This window comes from Serratia sp. Z4 (assembly GCF_009900725.1).
In the GTDB taxonomy this organism is placed as follows: domain Bacteria; phylum Pseudomonadota; class Gammaproteobacteria; order Enterobacterales; family Enterobacteriaceae; genus Serratia; species Serratia nematodiphila.
Genome location: NZ_JAAABD010000002.1, coordinates 44,224 through 60,804, shown reverse-complemented (window position 1 = coordinate 60,804; position 16,581 = coordinate 44,224). Strand labels below are relative to the sequence as shown.

At 62.7% G+C, this 16,581-nt stretch carries 7 protein-coding genes and 1 pseudogene; 6 read left to right on the top strand and 2 right to left on the bottom strand.

Features of this window, described 5'->3' with window-relative positions:
- The first annotated feature begins 46 nt into the window (after positions 1–46).
- A complete protein-coding gene (locus GT753_RS08215; protein WP_015377909.1) occupies positions 47–667 on the top strand; it encodes a transcriptional regulator in 621 nt (206 codons plus the stop codon).
- Positions 668–1,407: 740 nt separating this feature from the next.
- On the opposite strand, the gene GT753_RS08210 is transcribed toward GT753_RS08215, so the two are convergent.
- Positions 1,408–3,597 (bottom strand): TonB-dependent siderophore receptor, encoded by a 2,190-nt coding sequence (locus GT753_RS08210; protein WP_076741239.1) that lies wholly within the window; start codon positions 3,595–3,597, stop codon positions 1,408–1,410.
- Between the two features lie 200 nt (positions 3,598–3,797).
- Here GT753_RS08210 and fes point away from each other — a divergent pair, with 200 nt between their 5' ends.
- The 4 genes from fes to entS are packed head-to-tail and all read left to right on the top strand — an operon-like array spanning position 3,798 to position 15,262.
- Positions 3,798–5,105, top strand: coding sequence for an enterochelin esterase (gene fes / locus GT753_RS08205; protein WP_015377907.1), 1,308 nt, complete (start codon positions 3,798–3,800; stop codon positions 5,103–5,105).
- Positions 5,106–5,134: 29 nt separating this feature from the next.
- Positions 5,135–5,359 (top strand): MbtH family protein, encoded by a 225-nt coding sequence (locus GT753_RS08200; protein WP_004937955.1) that lies wholly within the window; start codon positions 5,135–5,137, stop codon positions 5,357–5,359.
- Between the two features lie 50 nt (positions 5,360–5,409).
- Positions 5,410–13,920, top strand: a complete 8,511-nt coding sequence (locus GT753_RS08195) for a non-ribosomal peptide synthetase (protein WP_160125491.1) — start codon at positions 5,410–5,412, stop codon at positions 13,918–13,920.
- Between the two features lie 58 nt (positions 13,921–13,978).
- Positions 13,979–15,262, top strand: coding sequence for an enterobactin transporter EntS (gene entS / locus GT753_RS08190; RefSeq protein ID WP_160125490.1), 1,284 nt, complete (start codon positions 13,979–13,981; stop codon positions 15,260–15,262).
- A 4-nt stretch (positions 15,263–15,266) separates the two neighbouring features.
- On the opposite strand, the pseudogene GT753_RS08185 reads toward entS, so the two are convergent.
- Positions 15,267–15,470, bottom strand: a pseudogene (locus GT753_RS08185) (winged helix-turn-helix transcriptional regulator); the annotation flags it as partial.
- Positions 15,471–15,628: 158 nt separating this feature from the next.
- Between GT753_RS08185 and GT753_RS08180 the strand changes: the two are divergent.
- Positions 15,629–16,420, top strand: a complete 792-nt coding sequence (locus GT753_RS08180; protein ID WP_015377903.1) for a Fic family protein — start codon at positions 15,629–15,631, stop codon at positions 16,418–16,420.
- Positions 16,421–16,581: the final 161 nt, after the last annotated feature.

Below are 16,581 nucleotides of genomic sequence, written 5' to 3'. Positions count from 1 at the left end.
AGCGGCTGAACCGCAAACCAAACCGGGCTATACGGAGACCCCCAGCGTGCCGAACTCTTCTTCTCAACTCGACCTTTTGCGATCGGTCGCCGACGGCATCGCCGCGCTGTTTTTCCCGAATGCGGAAGTGGTGATCCACGATCTGGCCACCAACAAGATTGCCTATCTGGCGAACAACCTGTCGAAGCGCAAACCGGGCGATGACGCCGGCCTGGAAGACTTCGAGCTCGATGGCGGCGCCGGCGTGACCGGCCCCTATGAAAAGCTGAACTGGGACGGCAAAAAAATGCGTTCGGTGAGCATCGCCGCGCGCGACGAGCAGGGCAAGCCCAGCTATCTGCTGTGCATCAACCTGAGCACCGCGATGTTCGAGGACGCCCGCAATGCGCTGGACATGTTTTTATCGGTCACGCGATTGCAGCCGCAGCCGCAACAGCTGTTCAAAGACGACTGGCAGGAGAAGATCAACACCTTCCTGCATGACTGGCTGCGGCGCGAGAACGCTGCGCTCGGCGCGCTGAGCCGCGAGCAGAAACGGCGGCTGGTCAGCGATCTCTATCATCAGGGGGCGTTCAAGGCCAAAAGCGCGGCGGATTACATCGCCAACGTGCTGTCGATGGGGCGCGCCACGGTGTACAAACACTTGCGGGAATTGAAGCAGGAGTAAAGGCGGCGAGAAAGGCGGAAGAAAGGGGCGGCGCTGGCCGTAAACCTGACTGGCATTTTTTATCCGGTATCTGTCAGCGCCGTGCAGGAAAAATTGCCGTAAATACCCCGAATTTCTCTGTTACCACAATGAACGGCAATTGTAGGGGCCGAAGGCGCGGCCCCTACACCCGCGCCTTCGCTTAACACCGTCTGTCCGCTATGCGGATACCCTCGCCGCGTCTGCATTGTCGGGCGGGTCGGCTGCGACAAACGTCCCTGTTAGTCTCGCCTCAACCGGCCTTCCCTGGCCGGTTGCCCCTGACAACGCCGTCTTGCTCGGCAGCCGGTGATGCGCGCCCAAGGTCAACACCTGAGCTGGCGGCTACCGGGAAATCTGTCGCTTATGAGGTTGTGGTAGAGACGTTGGAGATGAGCGCGGTGTTGGGCGCCCTTGAAGACGCCGAACGCAGGCATAGCGCATTAGGCGAAACCGCCATGGACGGCGGTTTCAGGTGAGACAGGCAGGGAGGCCTGTCGCAACCGGCCTCAATGCGGTATGGCGGAGGGAGGGCAGTTGGCAAAGCCAACCGTCTGATAGGGCAAAGGCGCGGGTTGCAAGGGACCGCGCCTACGGTCCCTTGCTCGGTCGAGGCGCATGAGTTTCATGGTGCATCTCACATTTATCGACCGAAATACGTTACCAATACCTTCAGAAAAACGCTAACTGACACGCATTACGGCGCTGGCCGCCCATTTTCGTTACCAGCGGTAGTTGACCGAAGCGATAATGCTGCGGCCGCTGCCGTAGAAGCAGGCGTACTCGCCGCTGCACGACGAAACGTATTTCTTGTCCGTCAGGTTCTGCACGTTGAGCTGCAGCGCCGCGCCGCGCAGCGCCGACGAAGCCTGACCGAGGTCATACTTCACCATGGCGTCGTACAGCGTGTAGTGCGGCACGTCGTACTGGCCGGTGGCGTCGGCCGGCGCATCGCCGATGTAACGCACGCCGCTGCCGACGGTCAGGCCGTTGAGCGCGCCGCTCAGGAAGCTGTAGCTGCCCCAGGCGGACGCCGCGTGGCGCGGGATGCCCGCCGGGCTGTGGCCGATTTCGTCCGCCGAGTTGGAGTCTTTGGTCACTACGTCGGTGTAGGTATAGGCGGCGGTCAGCTTGATCGCCGGCGTCGGCTGAGCGTGCACTTCCGCCTCAATCCCCTTGGATTTCACCTCGCCAATCTGCTCATAGGCGGAGGTGAGACGGTTATAGGACGCCACGTTGCGCTGGGTAATGTCGAACCAGGAGAGGGTCAGCAGGGTATTGCCGCCCGGGATCTGGTACTTCACGCCCACCTCGGTCTGTTTGCCGGTGGTCGGCTTGAGCGGATCGGCGCCCGGCGCGCTCGGATACAGGTTAGGATCGAACGAGGTGCTGTAGCTGACATACGGCGAAATGCCGTTGTCGAAGGCGTAGAGCAGGCCCGCGCGGCCGGTGAACTGGGCATCGTTGTAGGTCTGCTCTTTGCCGCCGGCGGTGCGATCGCGGGTGTTGACCTGCGACCAGTCCTGGCGGCCGGACAGCAGCAGGTTCCAGTTATTCCACTCCAGCTGATCCTGCAGATACACCCCGACCTGATTCAGCGTCTTCAATTCGCTGGAAACCAGCGTCAGCGCGCTGCCATCAATGCTGGGGCGAACCGGATTGGCCCAGTCGATCGGGTAATCGTTGCCGCGATCGCGATACATCTTCGAATCGCTATGGCTGTAGCGGTAATCCAGCCCGCCCAGCACGGTGTGCTTCACCTCGCCGGTATCGAACAGGCCCTTCAGCTGGTTATCCACGCCAAACTCGTTGGTCATCTGCGTTTCATGCTGCGCCCTGCGCGTCACGGTGTGGTCGTTAACGTCAGAATTTACGTTATAGACCAGATATTTATAGTCTTCATCGCGGTGAGTGAAGCGCAGGTTCTGGGTAAACGACAGCGCATCGCTGAAGTTGTGCTCGAGGCTGTAACCGATCGACGCCTGCTCGCGCCGCGATTTGTTGAAGCTGGGCTCGCTGACGTTGAAGTCATAGGGCACATAGCCCGCGCTGGTCGGGAACAGCGTGCCGGCACGCGGCAGGAAGTTGCGCGACCCGGCTTTCGGATCGTTCTGGTAGCTGGTCAGCAGCGTAAAGCTGGTGTCTTCGTTCGGCAGCCAGGTGAAGGCCGGCGCGATGGCCACCCGTTGCTGCTTGCTGTCTTTGACGAACTCGTGCTCGGTTCTGGCGATACCGTTCAGGCGATAGAACAGGGTGTTGTCGTCGTTGAGTTTGCCGCCGAAATCGAACGCCGTTTCCGCCAGATGGCGGTTGCCGGTGCTGAATTTGACTTCGTGAATGCTCTGGGCGGTAGGGCGTTTACTGGTCATCACCACCACGCCGCCGGGGCTGACCTGGCCGTACAGCACGCCGGCCGGGCCGTGCACCATCTCCACGCGCTCCAGCAGCCAGGGGTCGATCTGCCCGGCGCCGCCATTTTGGCTCGAGAGGCCAAAGTGCAGGCCGTCGAGCAGTTTGGGCGCATAGCGGAAGCCGCGGCTGATCACTTCGTCATTGCGGTTGGAGTTGCCGCGGTAGGTGGTGATCACCCCGCTGGTGTAGTTCAGCGCGTCGGCGACCGACGCCGGCTCCTGGTCGTTCATTTGCTCGCGCGTGACCACCGAGATGGACTGCGGCGTCTTGCGCAGAGAGGCGGCGGTCTTGGTGCCGGCGGCGCTCTCTTTGGCGACGATCCCTTTGACCGGCGCGGTCACGCTGTTTTGCGCGTCGGCGGTCACCAAAATCGTTTCGTCCGCTGCCGCAGACGCGTGTTGCGCCAAGGGCAATAACGCCAGCGCCGATCCCAGCAACAGACGCCTGGCGGACATCGCCTCCGCATTCCCGTTAGCTATCCCTTTGTTTTTAATCTTCATTATCTCTCCTGCATACCTGCGTTGTGTGTTATGCCACCCTGATAAACCCCGAAATATCGACGAGCGGTATTCACCCGTCGACGCGGAGACGCCGTATGTGCACGACGGTAAAAATCCGACAAATAGTATTGAAAATGATAATGAGTATCAATACGATTGTCAGGTTTTGTAAAAATCACTCATGTTATGTAAGGGGCGCTATGGAGTTTTTGCCGGAAAAGAGGCCAGGAAACGACCTTGAGGGATTGGCGGCGCAATGGCTGCGTGAAGAGGCGGCAGGGCAATCCGCGTGGTGGCAAAAGGTTGCCGCGCAGGGCACGCCCATCGTCGACGCGCTCGACGAACGCCACGTCAAAATGACCTGGCTATGGCGCGACCCCGCCGGCGATGAACGGCACTCGCCGATATGCCGCGTTTACGCCGATATCAACGGCATTACCGATCACCACAGCACGTCCCCCAGCAGCCTGACTCGGCTCCCCGGCACCGACGTTTGGTACGGCTCGGCCGTTATCGATCGCCGCTGGCGCGGCAGCTACAGCCTGATCCCCATTACCGAGCGAGATCTCCCCCCCGTCTTCAGCGACGACGAAACGTTACGCGACCGCCAGCAGCGTGCCTGGTGGGTATCGCTGTTCCCGTTGGCGATCGCCGATCCGCTGAATCGGCTCTCGCTGGGGCCGTCTCATCGCCCGCGGCCCGTATCCCTGGCGCAAGGACCGGATGCCGACGATCAAAGCGCCTGGCAGGCTGCCGATCGGCCGCTGGATGAGGCGCGGCTACAGCGATTTCAGTGGCACAGCGAACGGCTGGGTAACCAGCGGCGCGTTTGGCTGTATGCCAGCGGCGACGCGGCGGTGAAAGCGAACCGCCCGCTGGTGCTGCTGCTCGACGGCCAAAACTGGATCGAAAGGCATGCGCTGCTGCCGGTGATCGAGAACGAAACCGCAAAAGGGCAGTTGCCGCCCGCGTGCTGGTTGCTGATCGATGCGATCGATGGTGAATACCGGGAAAACGAGCTGCCCTGCAACGCCGTCTTCTGGCAGGCGGTGATCGACGAACTGCTGCCGCAGGCGCAGCGCCGCGAAGCGTTCAGCGAGACTGGGGCGCGCACCGTGGTCGCCGGCCAGAGCTACGGCGGGCTGGCGGCGTTATACGCCGGTTTGCACTGGCCAGAGCGCTTCGGCCACGTGCTGAGCCAGTCCGGCTCTTTCTGGTGGCCTACGGTGCAATTTGTTACCCAGTTCGAAAAACGCCACGAACTGGAGGAAGGCTGGCTGATACGCCAGGTTCGGCAGCGCAACGCGGCGGCACCCAAGCTCACCGTGATCCAACAGGCCGGCGATCGGGAGGCGGACATCGAATTCGTCAATCGCCAGATGCACCAGGCGCTGACGGCGGCCGGGCACCGCGCCGACTACCGCGTGTATTCCGGCGGACATGACGCGCTCTGCTGGCGCGGCGGCCTGGTGGACGGCGTGCGCCGGCTGCTTTCCGCAATGAAGTAATCCCACATTTTGACAGACAGGTAATGCAAATGACTCAGGAACAACAAAACCCGTTCGATGACGAAAGCCTCCGTTTCTCCGTGCTGGTCAACGCGCAGCAGCAGTATTCGCTGTGGCCGCAGTTTGCCGATACGCCGCAGGGGTGGCGCGTGCTGATGGGGCCGGCGTCGCGCGGCGAGTGCATCGACTACATCGAAACGCACTGGCAGGACATGCGGCCGGCGGCGCTGAAAGCGGCGGATGCGGCGCGTTAAGCGCCAGGCAGTCAATCGATATATTCCGTTTGAGGGAAAGGACAGACACCATGTCAGAAACGCTTTCTTTACCGGATACTCAGGTCGAGTATCGGGATTATCCGCTGGTTGCTGCGCAACCGGGGATCTGGATCGCCGACCAAATCGCGCTGCGCCGCAACAGCTTCGCCGTGGCGCACTACACCGAACTGCACGGCGCTATCGATCGTTCGGCGCTGGAGCGCGCGATCCGTCAGGGGCTGGCCGAAGCGGATACGGTTCAGGCGCGATTCTTTGAGGCGCAGGACGGCCAGCCGGTGCAGCGTTTACCGCTGATAGCCGATCCCGCACGCGTGCAGGCGCCGGAGTGGTTCGATTTCAGCGCGCGGCCGGACGCCGAGCAGGCGGCGCTGGCGCTGATGAACGACGATCTGGCGCAGGATCTGCCGGCGGACGGCGAACGGCCGCTCTATCGCCATGCGGTGATCCGCGTCAGCGCCGATCGCTGGTTCTGGTACCAGCGCTTTCATCATCTGACCCTGGACGGCTTCAGCTTCGAGGCCATCACCCGTCGGATCGCCGATATCTATCGCGCGCTGCGTCACGGGCTGTCGCCGGCGGCATCGCCGTTTACCCCGTTCGGCAAGGTGGTGGAAGAGTTTCAGCAATGGCAAACGTCGCCGGCGCGCCGGCGGGCGGCTGAGTTCTGGCAACAGCATCTGCGCGATTTGCCGTCGCCGCTGTCGCTATCGACGGAGAGTCGGGAGGTTGAACCGGGCGCCCGGCCGCTCAAACAGGCGCTGGTGCTGCCGGAATCGCTGTTTGACGAAGCGCTGCGCGATGGCGCGCTGCAGTCGCTGCAACCGGCCGATATCGTCACAGCGGCGCTGGCGATGTATCTGGCGCGCATGAGCGGCGAAACCCGTTTTTCACTCGGTTTTCCTTTCATGCGCCGTATGGGCTCCCAGGCGCTGGCGGCGGTCGGCCCGGTGGTTAACGTGCTGCCGCTGCTGCTGAATGTGACGCCGGAGATGTCGCTGGCGGACGTCTGTCAGGCGACCGTGGCGCAAATCAAACAGGCGCGCCGCCATCAACGCTATGAAGCGGAGCAGATCAAACGCGATCTCGGCCTGGTCGGCGGCCATCAGGAGCTGTACGGCCCGGTGATCAACGTCAAGGTCTACCACAGCGCCTTGTCCTTCGACGGCCAGGCGGCCGTTACCCATACGCTGGCGATGGGGCCGGTCGACGATCTCGAGTTTGAGATCGGCTTTCGCAACGGCGTGCTGACGCTGTCGTTGGTGGCCAACCCGGCCAAATACTCGCCGCGCACCTTGCATCACCACGCGGAGCGCATCGGCCATTGGCTGCAGCAACTGGCGCGGCAGCCGCACCAGCCGAACGGTCAACTGGCGTTGATCGGCGAAGGGGAGTTAAAGCAGCTCGCGGCCTGGGGGCGCGGCGCGCATCTGACGCCGCCGGCGGGCATGGTGTCAATCATGGACGCTTTCCAGCGCCAGGTTGAGCGGCAGCCCGAGGCGCTGGCGGTGGCCTGCGGCGATGTGCGCCTCAGCTACCGTCAGCTCTCCGAACGGGTGATGCAGCTGGGGCGAGTGCTGATCGAAAGCGGCATCGGCGCGGAAGACGTGGTCGCCATCGGCATTCCGCGCTCGGTGGACACGCTGGTCGCGCTGTTCGGCGTGTTGGCCAGCGGCGCGGCCTATATGCCGCTCGATCTGGATTACCCGCGTGAACGCCTGGCGCTGATGTGCGACGACGCGCGGCCGGCGATGTTGCTGACCCACCACGCTACGCAGGCCAATATGCCGGATCTGCCACAGGTATTGTGCCTGGACGACGCAGCGTGCCTGGCGCGCTGCGCGGCCGCCGAAGCTGCGCCGATAACGGATGCCGAACGGCGTGCGCCGCTGAACGAGGCGCATCTGGCCTATATGATTTACACCTCCGGTTCGACCGGCAAACCCAAAGGCGTGATGTCCACGCACCGCGGGCTGCTGAACCTGTTCCTGTCGCATCAGGCCTCGCTGTTTGGCCCGGCGATCGAAAAATTCCAGGCTCGCCATGCGCGCCGCCTGCGCGCCGGCCATACCGCTTCGTTCTCTTTCGACTCCTCCTGGGAACCGCTGTTCTGCATGATGATGGGCAGCGAACTGGTCATCTTCGATGAGGAGCTGCGCCGCGATCCCTGGGCGCTGCTCGAACAAACCCAACAGACGCCGATCGATCTGCTGGACATCACGCCGTCATTCTTCTCGCAACTGGTGGACTGCGGCCTGCTGAAGGGGCAGTTCCCGCTGCCGGCGTTCGTGATGATCGGCGGCGAGGCGGCAACGCCGACGCTGTGGAACCTGATGCAGCAGCATCCGGAGGTGGAGATCCACAACTATTACGGCCCGTCCGAATACACCGTCGATACCCTCGGCGCGCCGGTCACGGCCGCCGAACAGCCGGTGATTGGCCGGCCCCTCGCCAATACCGAAGTCTGGCTGCTCGACGGCCGCCTGCAGCCGGTGCCGATCGGCGCGGCGGGCGAGCTGTACATTTCCGGCAAAGGCATCGCGCGCGGGTACCTGCGGCGCCCGGATCTGACGGCGGCGCGCTTTGTCGCCAATCCGTTCGCCGAAGGCGAAGTGATGTACCGCAGCGGCGATCTGATGCGCTGGAGCGCTGAGGGCCAGTTGGTGTTCATTGGCCGGACCGATCACCAAATCAAGGTGCGCGGTTTCCGCGTCGAGCTGGGTGAGGTGGAAAGCGCCTTGGCCGCCTTGCCGGACGTGGGGCGGGCGGTAGCGATCGCCGAGCCGATCGGCGCCACCTATCGCCTGATCGGTTACTGCTCGGTGCAGGATGACGCGCGCCGTGCCTCACCCTCGCTGCAAAGCGAGCTGCTGGGGCAGTTGGCGCAGCGTCTGCCGGATTATATGGTGCCGGCGATCCTGGTGGTGATGCCGGAGCTGCCGCTTAACGTGAATGGCAAGATTGACCGCCAGGCGCTGCCCAAACCGCAGGAGACGCTGGCGCAAAGCATTCGCGAGCCGGCCACCGAGCAGGAAAGGCTGATTTGCGGCGCCATGGCGCAGCTGCTGGGGATGGATCGCATCGGCGCCGACGACGATTTCTTCGCGCTCGGCGGCGACAGCATCTCGGCGATGGGGCTGGGCACCGCCCTGCGGCGCAAAGGGTATCTGCTGCGGCCGCGCGAGATCTTCGCGCTGCACACCCCCGCGCGCATGGCGCAGGCGATGCAGCCGCTGGCCGTAGACTCTCAGGCTGCACGCAGCGTGCAACAAGGCCCGATCGACGGGCTGCCGATCCTGCATTGGTTTGCCGAGACGGGCGATATGCATCGTCGCTTCGCGCACGGCGTTTTTCTGCGCGTGCCTGCCGAGCTGCAACCGGAACAGCTGCGTTATGCATTGGAGCAGTTGCGTGCGGCGCACCCGGCGCTGGGCGCGCGGATCCGCGACGGTCAGTTGGTGGTTGAAACCGCCGCCGGCGGTGAACTGATGCAGGTTGATAGCGTGTCCGGTGAGCTGGAGTTAGCGGCGGAACAGGCGTTTGATGCCGCACTTGACCATCTCGAACCGGCTGCCGGCACCATGATGCAAGGCATCCTGTTGCAGCGCGACGGGCAGAGCCTGGGGCTGGTGCTGGCGATCCATCACCTGGTAGTCGACGGCGTTTCCTGGCGCATCCTGCTCGACGAGCTGCGGCAGGTGGCCAACAGCGCCATGCAGGGGCAGCGGATCACCTTGCCGCCGGAAGAAACCTCGCTCTATGAGTGGTCTGCACGTCTACGAGCCGACGCTGAACGCCGGGAAACCGAGCTGCCGTTCTGGCGGCGGATGCTGGCGGACGGCGCACCGCGTTTGGGGCGACGCGCGCTGGATCCGCTTAGCGATCGCACTGGCGACGTATCGGAAAAACGCACGTTGCTCGACAGCCGGCTGACCGCCGCGCTGCTCGGCACATTGCCGCAGGGATACCGCGCGCAGGTTGAAGAGATCATGCTGTGCGCGCTGGCTCAGGCCTGCCGCCGCCGTTTCCAGGCCGCTTCGCTGCGTTTCTCTCTGGAGTCGCACGGCCGCGCAGAACTGGACGACGGACTCGATCTGGCCCGCACCGTCGGCTGGCTGACGGCGGAGTATCCGCTGCACATTGAACTGCATGACGCTGAGCACAATGAGGCCGTGCGTGCGGTGAAACGGGCGACGCGAGCGGTGGCCGATCGCGGCGTCGGTTATGGCCAGCTGCGTTATCTGCATCCGCAGCGTGACGAACTGGCGGCGCTGGCGCAGCGCAATGCGCCGGAGATCTTGTTCAACTACCTCGGGCGTTTCAGCCAGGATGAGGGGCACTGGACGCCGCAACGCAGCCAAACCCGCTTCCGCGACGCCTTCGCCGTGGCGCAGGATGCGCAACAGGCGCTGTCGTATGGCCTGGAGGTGAATATCTTTGTCGAAGAGCGGCGCGACGGCGCCTGCCTGGCGATCAACTGGAGCTGGCTGGAGGCGATTTTCAGCGAGAGCGACATTGCGCAGCTGCACAGCGGCATCGAGCAAGCGGTGCGTTCACTGTGCGAGTTTGCCGAGCGTCATCCCGAACGCGCGGCGGCAACGTTGGTGGCGGCCGAGATCGCCCAGCCGAACGTTGCCGATGAGACGGTGCGCGCCTGGGAGCAAGAGTGCGGGCCGTTGGCGGCGGCGCTGCCGCTGTTGCCGTTGCAACATGGCCTGCTGTTCCATGCGCAGACGGCGCAGCAGGGCGGCAGCTATAACTCGCTGACGCGCCTGAGCCTCTGCGGCGAGCTGGACGAACATCAACTCCAGCAGGCGCTGAATGCGGTGATCCGCCGCCATCCGCAGCTGGCCGCCCGGTTCAACCGCGAGGGCGAACCGCTGCAGCTGATACCGCAGGAAAGCCATTGGCCGCTGGACAGCCGTAAGCTGCCGCCACTGTCCGAAGAGCAAGAAGCGCAGGCGCTGCATGAACTGGAACAGGAAGAGTTGCGGCGCGATCTGTTTAATCAGCCGGGCGCGATGCTGCATGCGCTGCGGATCAAACACGGCGATAGCGAACGCTACACGCTGTTCCTTAACGCACACCATCTGATTGTCGACGGCTGGTCGACGCCGGTGGTGCTCAACGATCTGATGCTGGCCCTGCGTGAAGGCGAGCAGGCGTTGCCGCCGCTGCGCTCGAACTACGCCGATATCGTGCGCCGCCTGACCGCGCGGGATGCCGACGCCTCGCGCCGCCTCTGGCGTGAGACGCTGCAGGATGTGCGCCCGACGTTGTTGTTCGGTGAATCGCATAACGATCGCGTGCATGAGTTGGAAATGACGCTGCCGCCGGCCGAGGAAAGGCGCTTGCTGACCCTGTGCCGCGAACGCGGGTTGACGCTCAATACCCTGATGCAGGGCATCTGGGCGCTGCAGCTGGCCAGCTGTTGCGGCCATCAGGACGTGGTGTTCGGCTCGCCGGTTTCCGGCCGCTTTGGCCAGATAGAAGGGATTGAGGAACACGTTGGCCTGTTCAGCAACACGCTGCCGGTGCGGGTTCGTCTGCAGCATGACCGTTCGTTGACGGATCAACTGACCGAACTGCAGCATCGGCAGATTGAACTGCTGGAGCACGACGATTTGGGCTTGGGGGAGATCCAGCATCTGGCCGGGGCGGGCACGCTGTTCGATACGCTGTTGGTGGTGGAAAACTACCCGGACAACGACGCCTTGCTTGGCGGCGCAGGTTCCTTGCGCTGCGATGCCATCCGTAACAAAGGCTATACCCACTATCCGCTGACGCTGCTGGTGCTGCCGGGCGAGCGCCTGCGTCTGCTGATGGAGTACCGCGATTCGGTGCCGCAGCCTGAACGCTTCGCCGCACGGCTGATGGCGCTGCTGCAACAGTGGATAGCGCAGCCGGATCTGCCGCTGCCGCGCTGGCAATTGCAAACGCCGCAGGAGCAGGCGCTGGTCGCGGCAGTCAACCGCACCGGGCAGGCGGTGGCGGACACCACCTTGCATCAGGCGATCGCCGAGCAAGCGCGGCGCACGCCGGAACGCATCGCGCTGCAGGACGCCGGGCACAGCCTCAGCTACCGTGACATGCAGCGCCAGGCCGCGCTGTTGGCCGAACGGCTGACGGCGGCTGGCATTCAGCCGGGGGATATCGTCGCGGTGGCGTTGCCGCGATCCGTGCGCCTCAGCCTGGCGCTGACGGCGATTGTGCAGACCGGCGCCGCCTGGCTACCGCTGGATACCGGCTATCCGGACGAGCGGCTGGCCTACATGGTGGAGGACGCCAAACCACGGCTGATTATCACCGAGAGCACCTTGGATGCCCGCTTCGCCGCGCTGGCGCCGACGCTGCGGTTCGATGCACTGGATGACAGCGGGCGTGTGCCTGCGCCGCGCCCACCGGCGGGGAACGGCGATTATCCCGCCTACGTGCTGTATACCTCCGGTTCGACCGGGCGGCCGAAAGGGGTGGTGGTGAATCACCGGGCGATCGTCAACCGTCTGTTCTGGATGCAGCATGAGTATGCGCTTGATGCGCAGGACGTGGTCCTGCAGAAAACGCCGTGCAGCTTCGACGTTTCCGTTTGGGAGTTCTTCTGGCCGCTGATGGTCGGCGCGCGCCTGGTGATGGCGCCGCCGGAGGCGCACCGCGATCCGCAGGCGCTGACGACCTTGATCGACGACTATGGCGTGACCACGCTGCATTTCGTTCCGTCGATGTTGGCTATCTGGGTTGAGGCGCTGAACGAACGGGCGCCGCAGCGCGCCGCCGCCAGCCTGAAACGTGTGTTCTGCAGCGGCGAAGCGCTGTCGTGTGAACTGGCATCCCGCTATCAGGCGTTGGTTGCCGCGCCGCTGCATAACCTGTATGGCCCGACGGAGGCGGCGGTCGATGTTACCTATCAACCGGCGTCCGGCGAGGCATTGGCGGCAGTGAACGGCGCCGGCGTGCCGATCGGCAAACCGGTCTGGAACACCCAACTGAGCATTCTCGACGCCATGCTGCGGCCGGTGCCCGTCGGCTGCGCCGGCGATCTCTACCTGCGCGGCATTCAGCTGGCCGACGGCTATCTGCATCGGCCGGGATTAACGGCGCAGCGGTTTGTCGCCGATCCCGCCGGCAACGGCGCTCGCATGTATCGCACCGGCGATATCGCCCGCTGGCTGGAGGACGGCAGCGTCGAGTATTTGGGCCGCAGCGACGATCAGCTGAAGATCCGCGGCCAGCGCATCGAGCTGGGTGAAATCGAGCAGGCGCTGCTGGCGCAGCCGGGGGTAGCGCAAGCGGCGGTGCACGCCATCGAACTGGGCGAGGGCGCGACGGGACTGGGCGGCGCCGATATGCGGCAGTTGGTCGCCTGGCTGATCGCCCAACCGGGGGTGACGCTGGATACCGCCGTACTGCATCAGGCGCTGGAGGCGCGTTTGCCGGCGCATATGATGCCGGTCAGCTATGTCATGACCGACAGCTTCCCGCTCAGCGCCAGCGGCAAGCTGGATCGCAAGGCGTTGCCACGGCCGCAGCTGAACCCGCAGAGCGGCCGCGCGCCGCACAGCGACAGCGAGCGCCTACTGGCGGCGCTGTTCGGGGAACTGCTGGGCCGCGAGACGGTGTATGCCGATGACGACTTCTTCGCGTTGGGCGGCCACTCGCTGCTGGCGATGCGTTTGGCGGCGGAATTGCGGCGGCGCGTCCCTCGGCCATTGACCGTCGGGCAAATCATGTTCGCCCGTAGCCTGGAGAAGATGGCGCATCTGCTTGATGACGTGCAGGCCGCCAACTCGGCCGAAAGCCGCGGCGTCGGCGAATGCCTGCAGCTGCGGGCCGGCCAAGGCCCGGCGCTATTCTGTCTGCACCCGGCTTCCGGTTTCGCCTGGCAGTACTCGGGGCTGAGCCGTTATCTGCCGGGGAGCTACCCCATCATCGGGCTGCAGTCGCCAAGGCCGGATGGCGCCATCGCCACCTGCGAGGATATCGAGCAGATGGTCGATCGTCATCTCGCCACTCTGCGCCGCCTGCAGCCGCAGGGGCCTTACTACCTGCTGGGCTATTCGCTCGGCGGCACGCTGGCGCATTCGATGGCCGCGCGTCTGCAGCAGCAGGGGGAGGAGGTGGCGTTCCTCGGCATGCTGGATACCTATCCGCCGGAAGGCCAGGACTGGACCGGCCCCACCGAGGAGGAGGCGCAGAAGGAGGTGGCGCAGGAGCAGGCCGAGTTTATGGCGGAAGATCATGGCGATCCGGCGCTGATGGCGGAGAAGGCGGCGATGTTTGACAGCATTGTCGCCAACTACCGCGACGCGGTGCGCCTTCTTTCTCAGGCGCGCAGTCAGCGTTTCCACGGCACGGCGACGCTGTTCGTCGCCGACCGGACACTGCCGCCAGAGATGGATATCAACGCCGTGTGGGCGCCGTATCTGGATGGGCTGATCTGCCATCACCAAGGCTGCGAGCACGCAGACATCCTGTCGCCGGCCTCGCTGGAGACGCTTGGGCCGCTATTGCATTCGCTGCTGACGCGGCAATACGGGTTGATATAACGCAACCGGGCCGGGGCGTGCGCCACGGCCCGTACTAAAACATGATATGCAGGACACTATGGCCAGACCTTCTTTTTTTCTTGATTTCAGTTTGCTGAGAAGCAATGCGCATTTTCGTGCGATTTTCTGCGCCCGCATGCTGTCGGTGTTTTCCCTCGGCATGCTGGCGGTGGGGGTGCCGATTCAGATCCAGGCGATGACCGGCTCCACGTTGCAGGTGGGCGTGGCGGTGGCGCTGGACGGCGCAGGCATGTTTATCGGCCTGATGCTGGGCGGGGTACTCGCCGATCGCTACGATCGCCGCAGGCTGATCCTGTTCGCGCGCGGCACCTGCGGGCTGGGCTTTGTCGCCCTGAGTCTGAACGCCTTCGCCCCGGCGCCGTCGCTGTGGGCGCTCTACCTGCTGGCGGCCTGGGACGGATTCTTTGGCGCGCTGGGCATGACGGCGCTGATGGCGGTGATCCCGCTGCTGGTGGGGCGTGAAAACCTGGCGGCGGCGGGGGCCTTGAGCATGGTGACGGTGCGCATCGGCGCGATCCTGGCGCCGGCGCTGGGCGGGATTATCATCGTGTTCGGCGGCGTCGGTCTCGCTTTCGCCGTCGCGGCGGCCGGGACGCTGGGCACCCTTGTGCCGCTGGTGCGCTTGCCGACGCTGCTGCCGCAGCAGCAGGAGCCGGAACATCCGCTGCGCGCGCTCGCCAGCGGCTTCCAGTTTGTCTGGCACAATAAGGTGGTCGGCTCGGTGGTGTTGCTGGGGATGTTGATGAGCATCGTCGGCGCCGTCAGGGTGCTGTTCCCGGCGCTGGCGCAGGACGCTTACCACGTCGGCGCGTCCTCTATTGGTCTGATGTACTCCGCAGTGCCGCTCGGTGCGATGTTGGGCGCGCTGACCAGCGGCTGGGTGGGGCGTTTCTCTCGCCCTGGCGTGCTGATTCTGGCCGCCGCGATCGTCGCGTTCACCGCCATCGCATCGCTGGGGCTGTTCAGCCACCTGGCGCCGGCGCTGTTGGCGCTGGTGTGCTACGGCTATGCCAATGCCATCGCCTCACTTCTGCAGTTCATGCTGATCCAGAGCAACACGCCGGACCATCTGCTGGGGCGGGTGAACAGCCTCGGCACCGCGCAGGACGTGACCGGCGATTCGATCGGCGCGCTGGGGCTCGGCGTTCTGGGCAAGATGTTTACCCCGTTGATGAGCGTGCTGTCGTTCGGTGCGTTCGCCGCCTTGTTGGGCGTGCTGGTGGCCTGCAGCGTGCGCACGCTGCGCCAGTGCCGGCCGGCAGACGCGTTGGTCGAGCACGATGAACCCGCGCCGGCAACCTCAGCGGCGGCGGACAATTAACCCCTTATGGCACCGGCGGTTCCGGCCGGTGCTGTTCCCCCCAGTGGCACATCATGTCGATCACCGGGATCAGCGAACGCCCGCGCTCGGACAGGCTGTACTCCACCTTGGGCGGGATCTGCGGATACTCCTTTCTCACCACTAGCCGATCTTTTTCCAGTTCTTTAAGCGTCGAACTGAGCGTCTTGTACGAAATGGTGCCGATGCAGCACGCAGATTTTTTCCCGCTGAGCAGAGCGTTCGTACTGAAGTTGGCGCTAATGAGCCAGAAGGATGGGGGAAATAAAACATTAACAAACATGAAGCATTTATGAAAAAAAAAGAAATTATGCTGGGTGTTTTAGGGAAGATAGAGAGAAAGGAAGCATGGGAAACTACGTTCTAAATGGTAATGTCATCAAATTACAACCGTTCGCATATCCTGATGTAAGTCATCTTCACAAGGATAGTCTTGTATTACTGGGTAAGACTCAGCAATTGATAAAGAGGACAAATATTGGATATGAACAAATGGTCAATAATGCTATTGAGGCAATAAAAACAGACAGGGTAAAATTATTGCAACATCGCCTTAGTAATCATGTAGATCCAAAAATATTCCCCAGTGAAAACGCGACCAGTCGTAAAGAGTTTTCTTTCTATCAGCATGCAGAACCTGTTTTTATAGATAAACTGCTCAGTGATGAATCGTTCATTGGGTTTATCAGTGATGCCGGGCGAAAAATAAAAGATGAGTCTAACATTATTCGGCAGGGGAATATAAGAACCGTCCCTGATGAAGAGGGTGGGTACACCGAGTTTATTGATATGTCAATGCTTAGTGTGTCATTGTATTCCTTACGTGCGTATGCACTGAAAAATGATGATACGCACTGTTTGTTTGTGTCTATTGTTTTTTCCGTTATGTTTGTACACGCTCATCCGCTTTTAGACGGAAACGGTCGTGCATCCAGGCTTTTTTTTAACATGATGCTGAATAATATATCATCTGATTACATCCCTCTCACCGAGCTGTGTTATGCAGCACGTAGTGGGTATGTTCTCAGTTTACGCGAGGCATTTTTGTTCTCAGAGTGGGATAACATCATCCGATTTTACTGTAACTGTATTCATCTGCTCTATGGTTCATCATTAAGTGATCTAAATAGCATGCAGTGAAAAATGCATGCTATTTAGCTAATTTATCGACAAAGGAGCATTTATGTTAACTGAAAAAGATCTGCTTTTGATCAAGACAACAACGATGACGGATACGCAAGTCGGTAAGGGTGACGGTTGGACTACCTCTAAGAGTTAAGTGAGGTGGTCTGTTAGGTAAT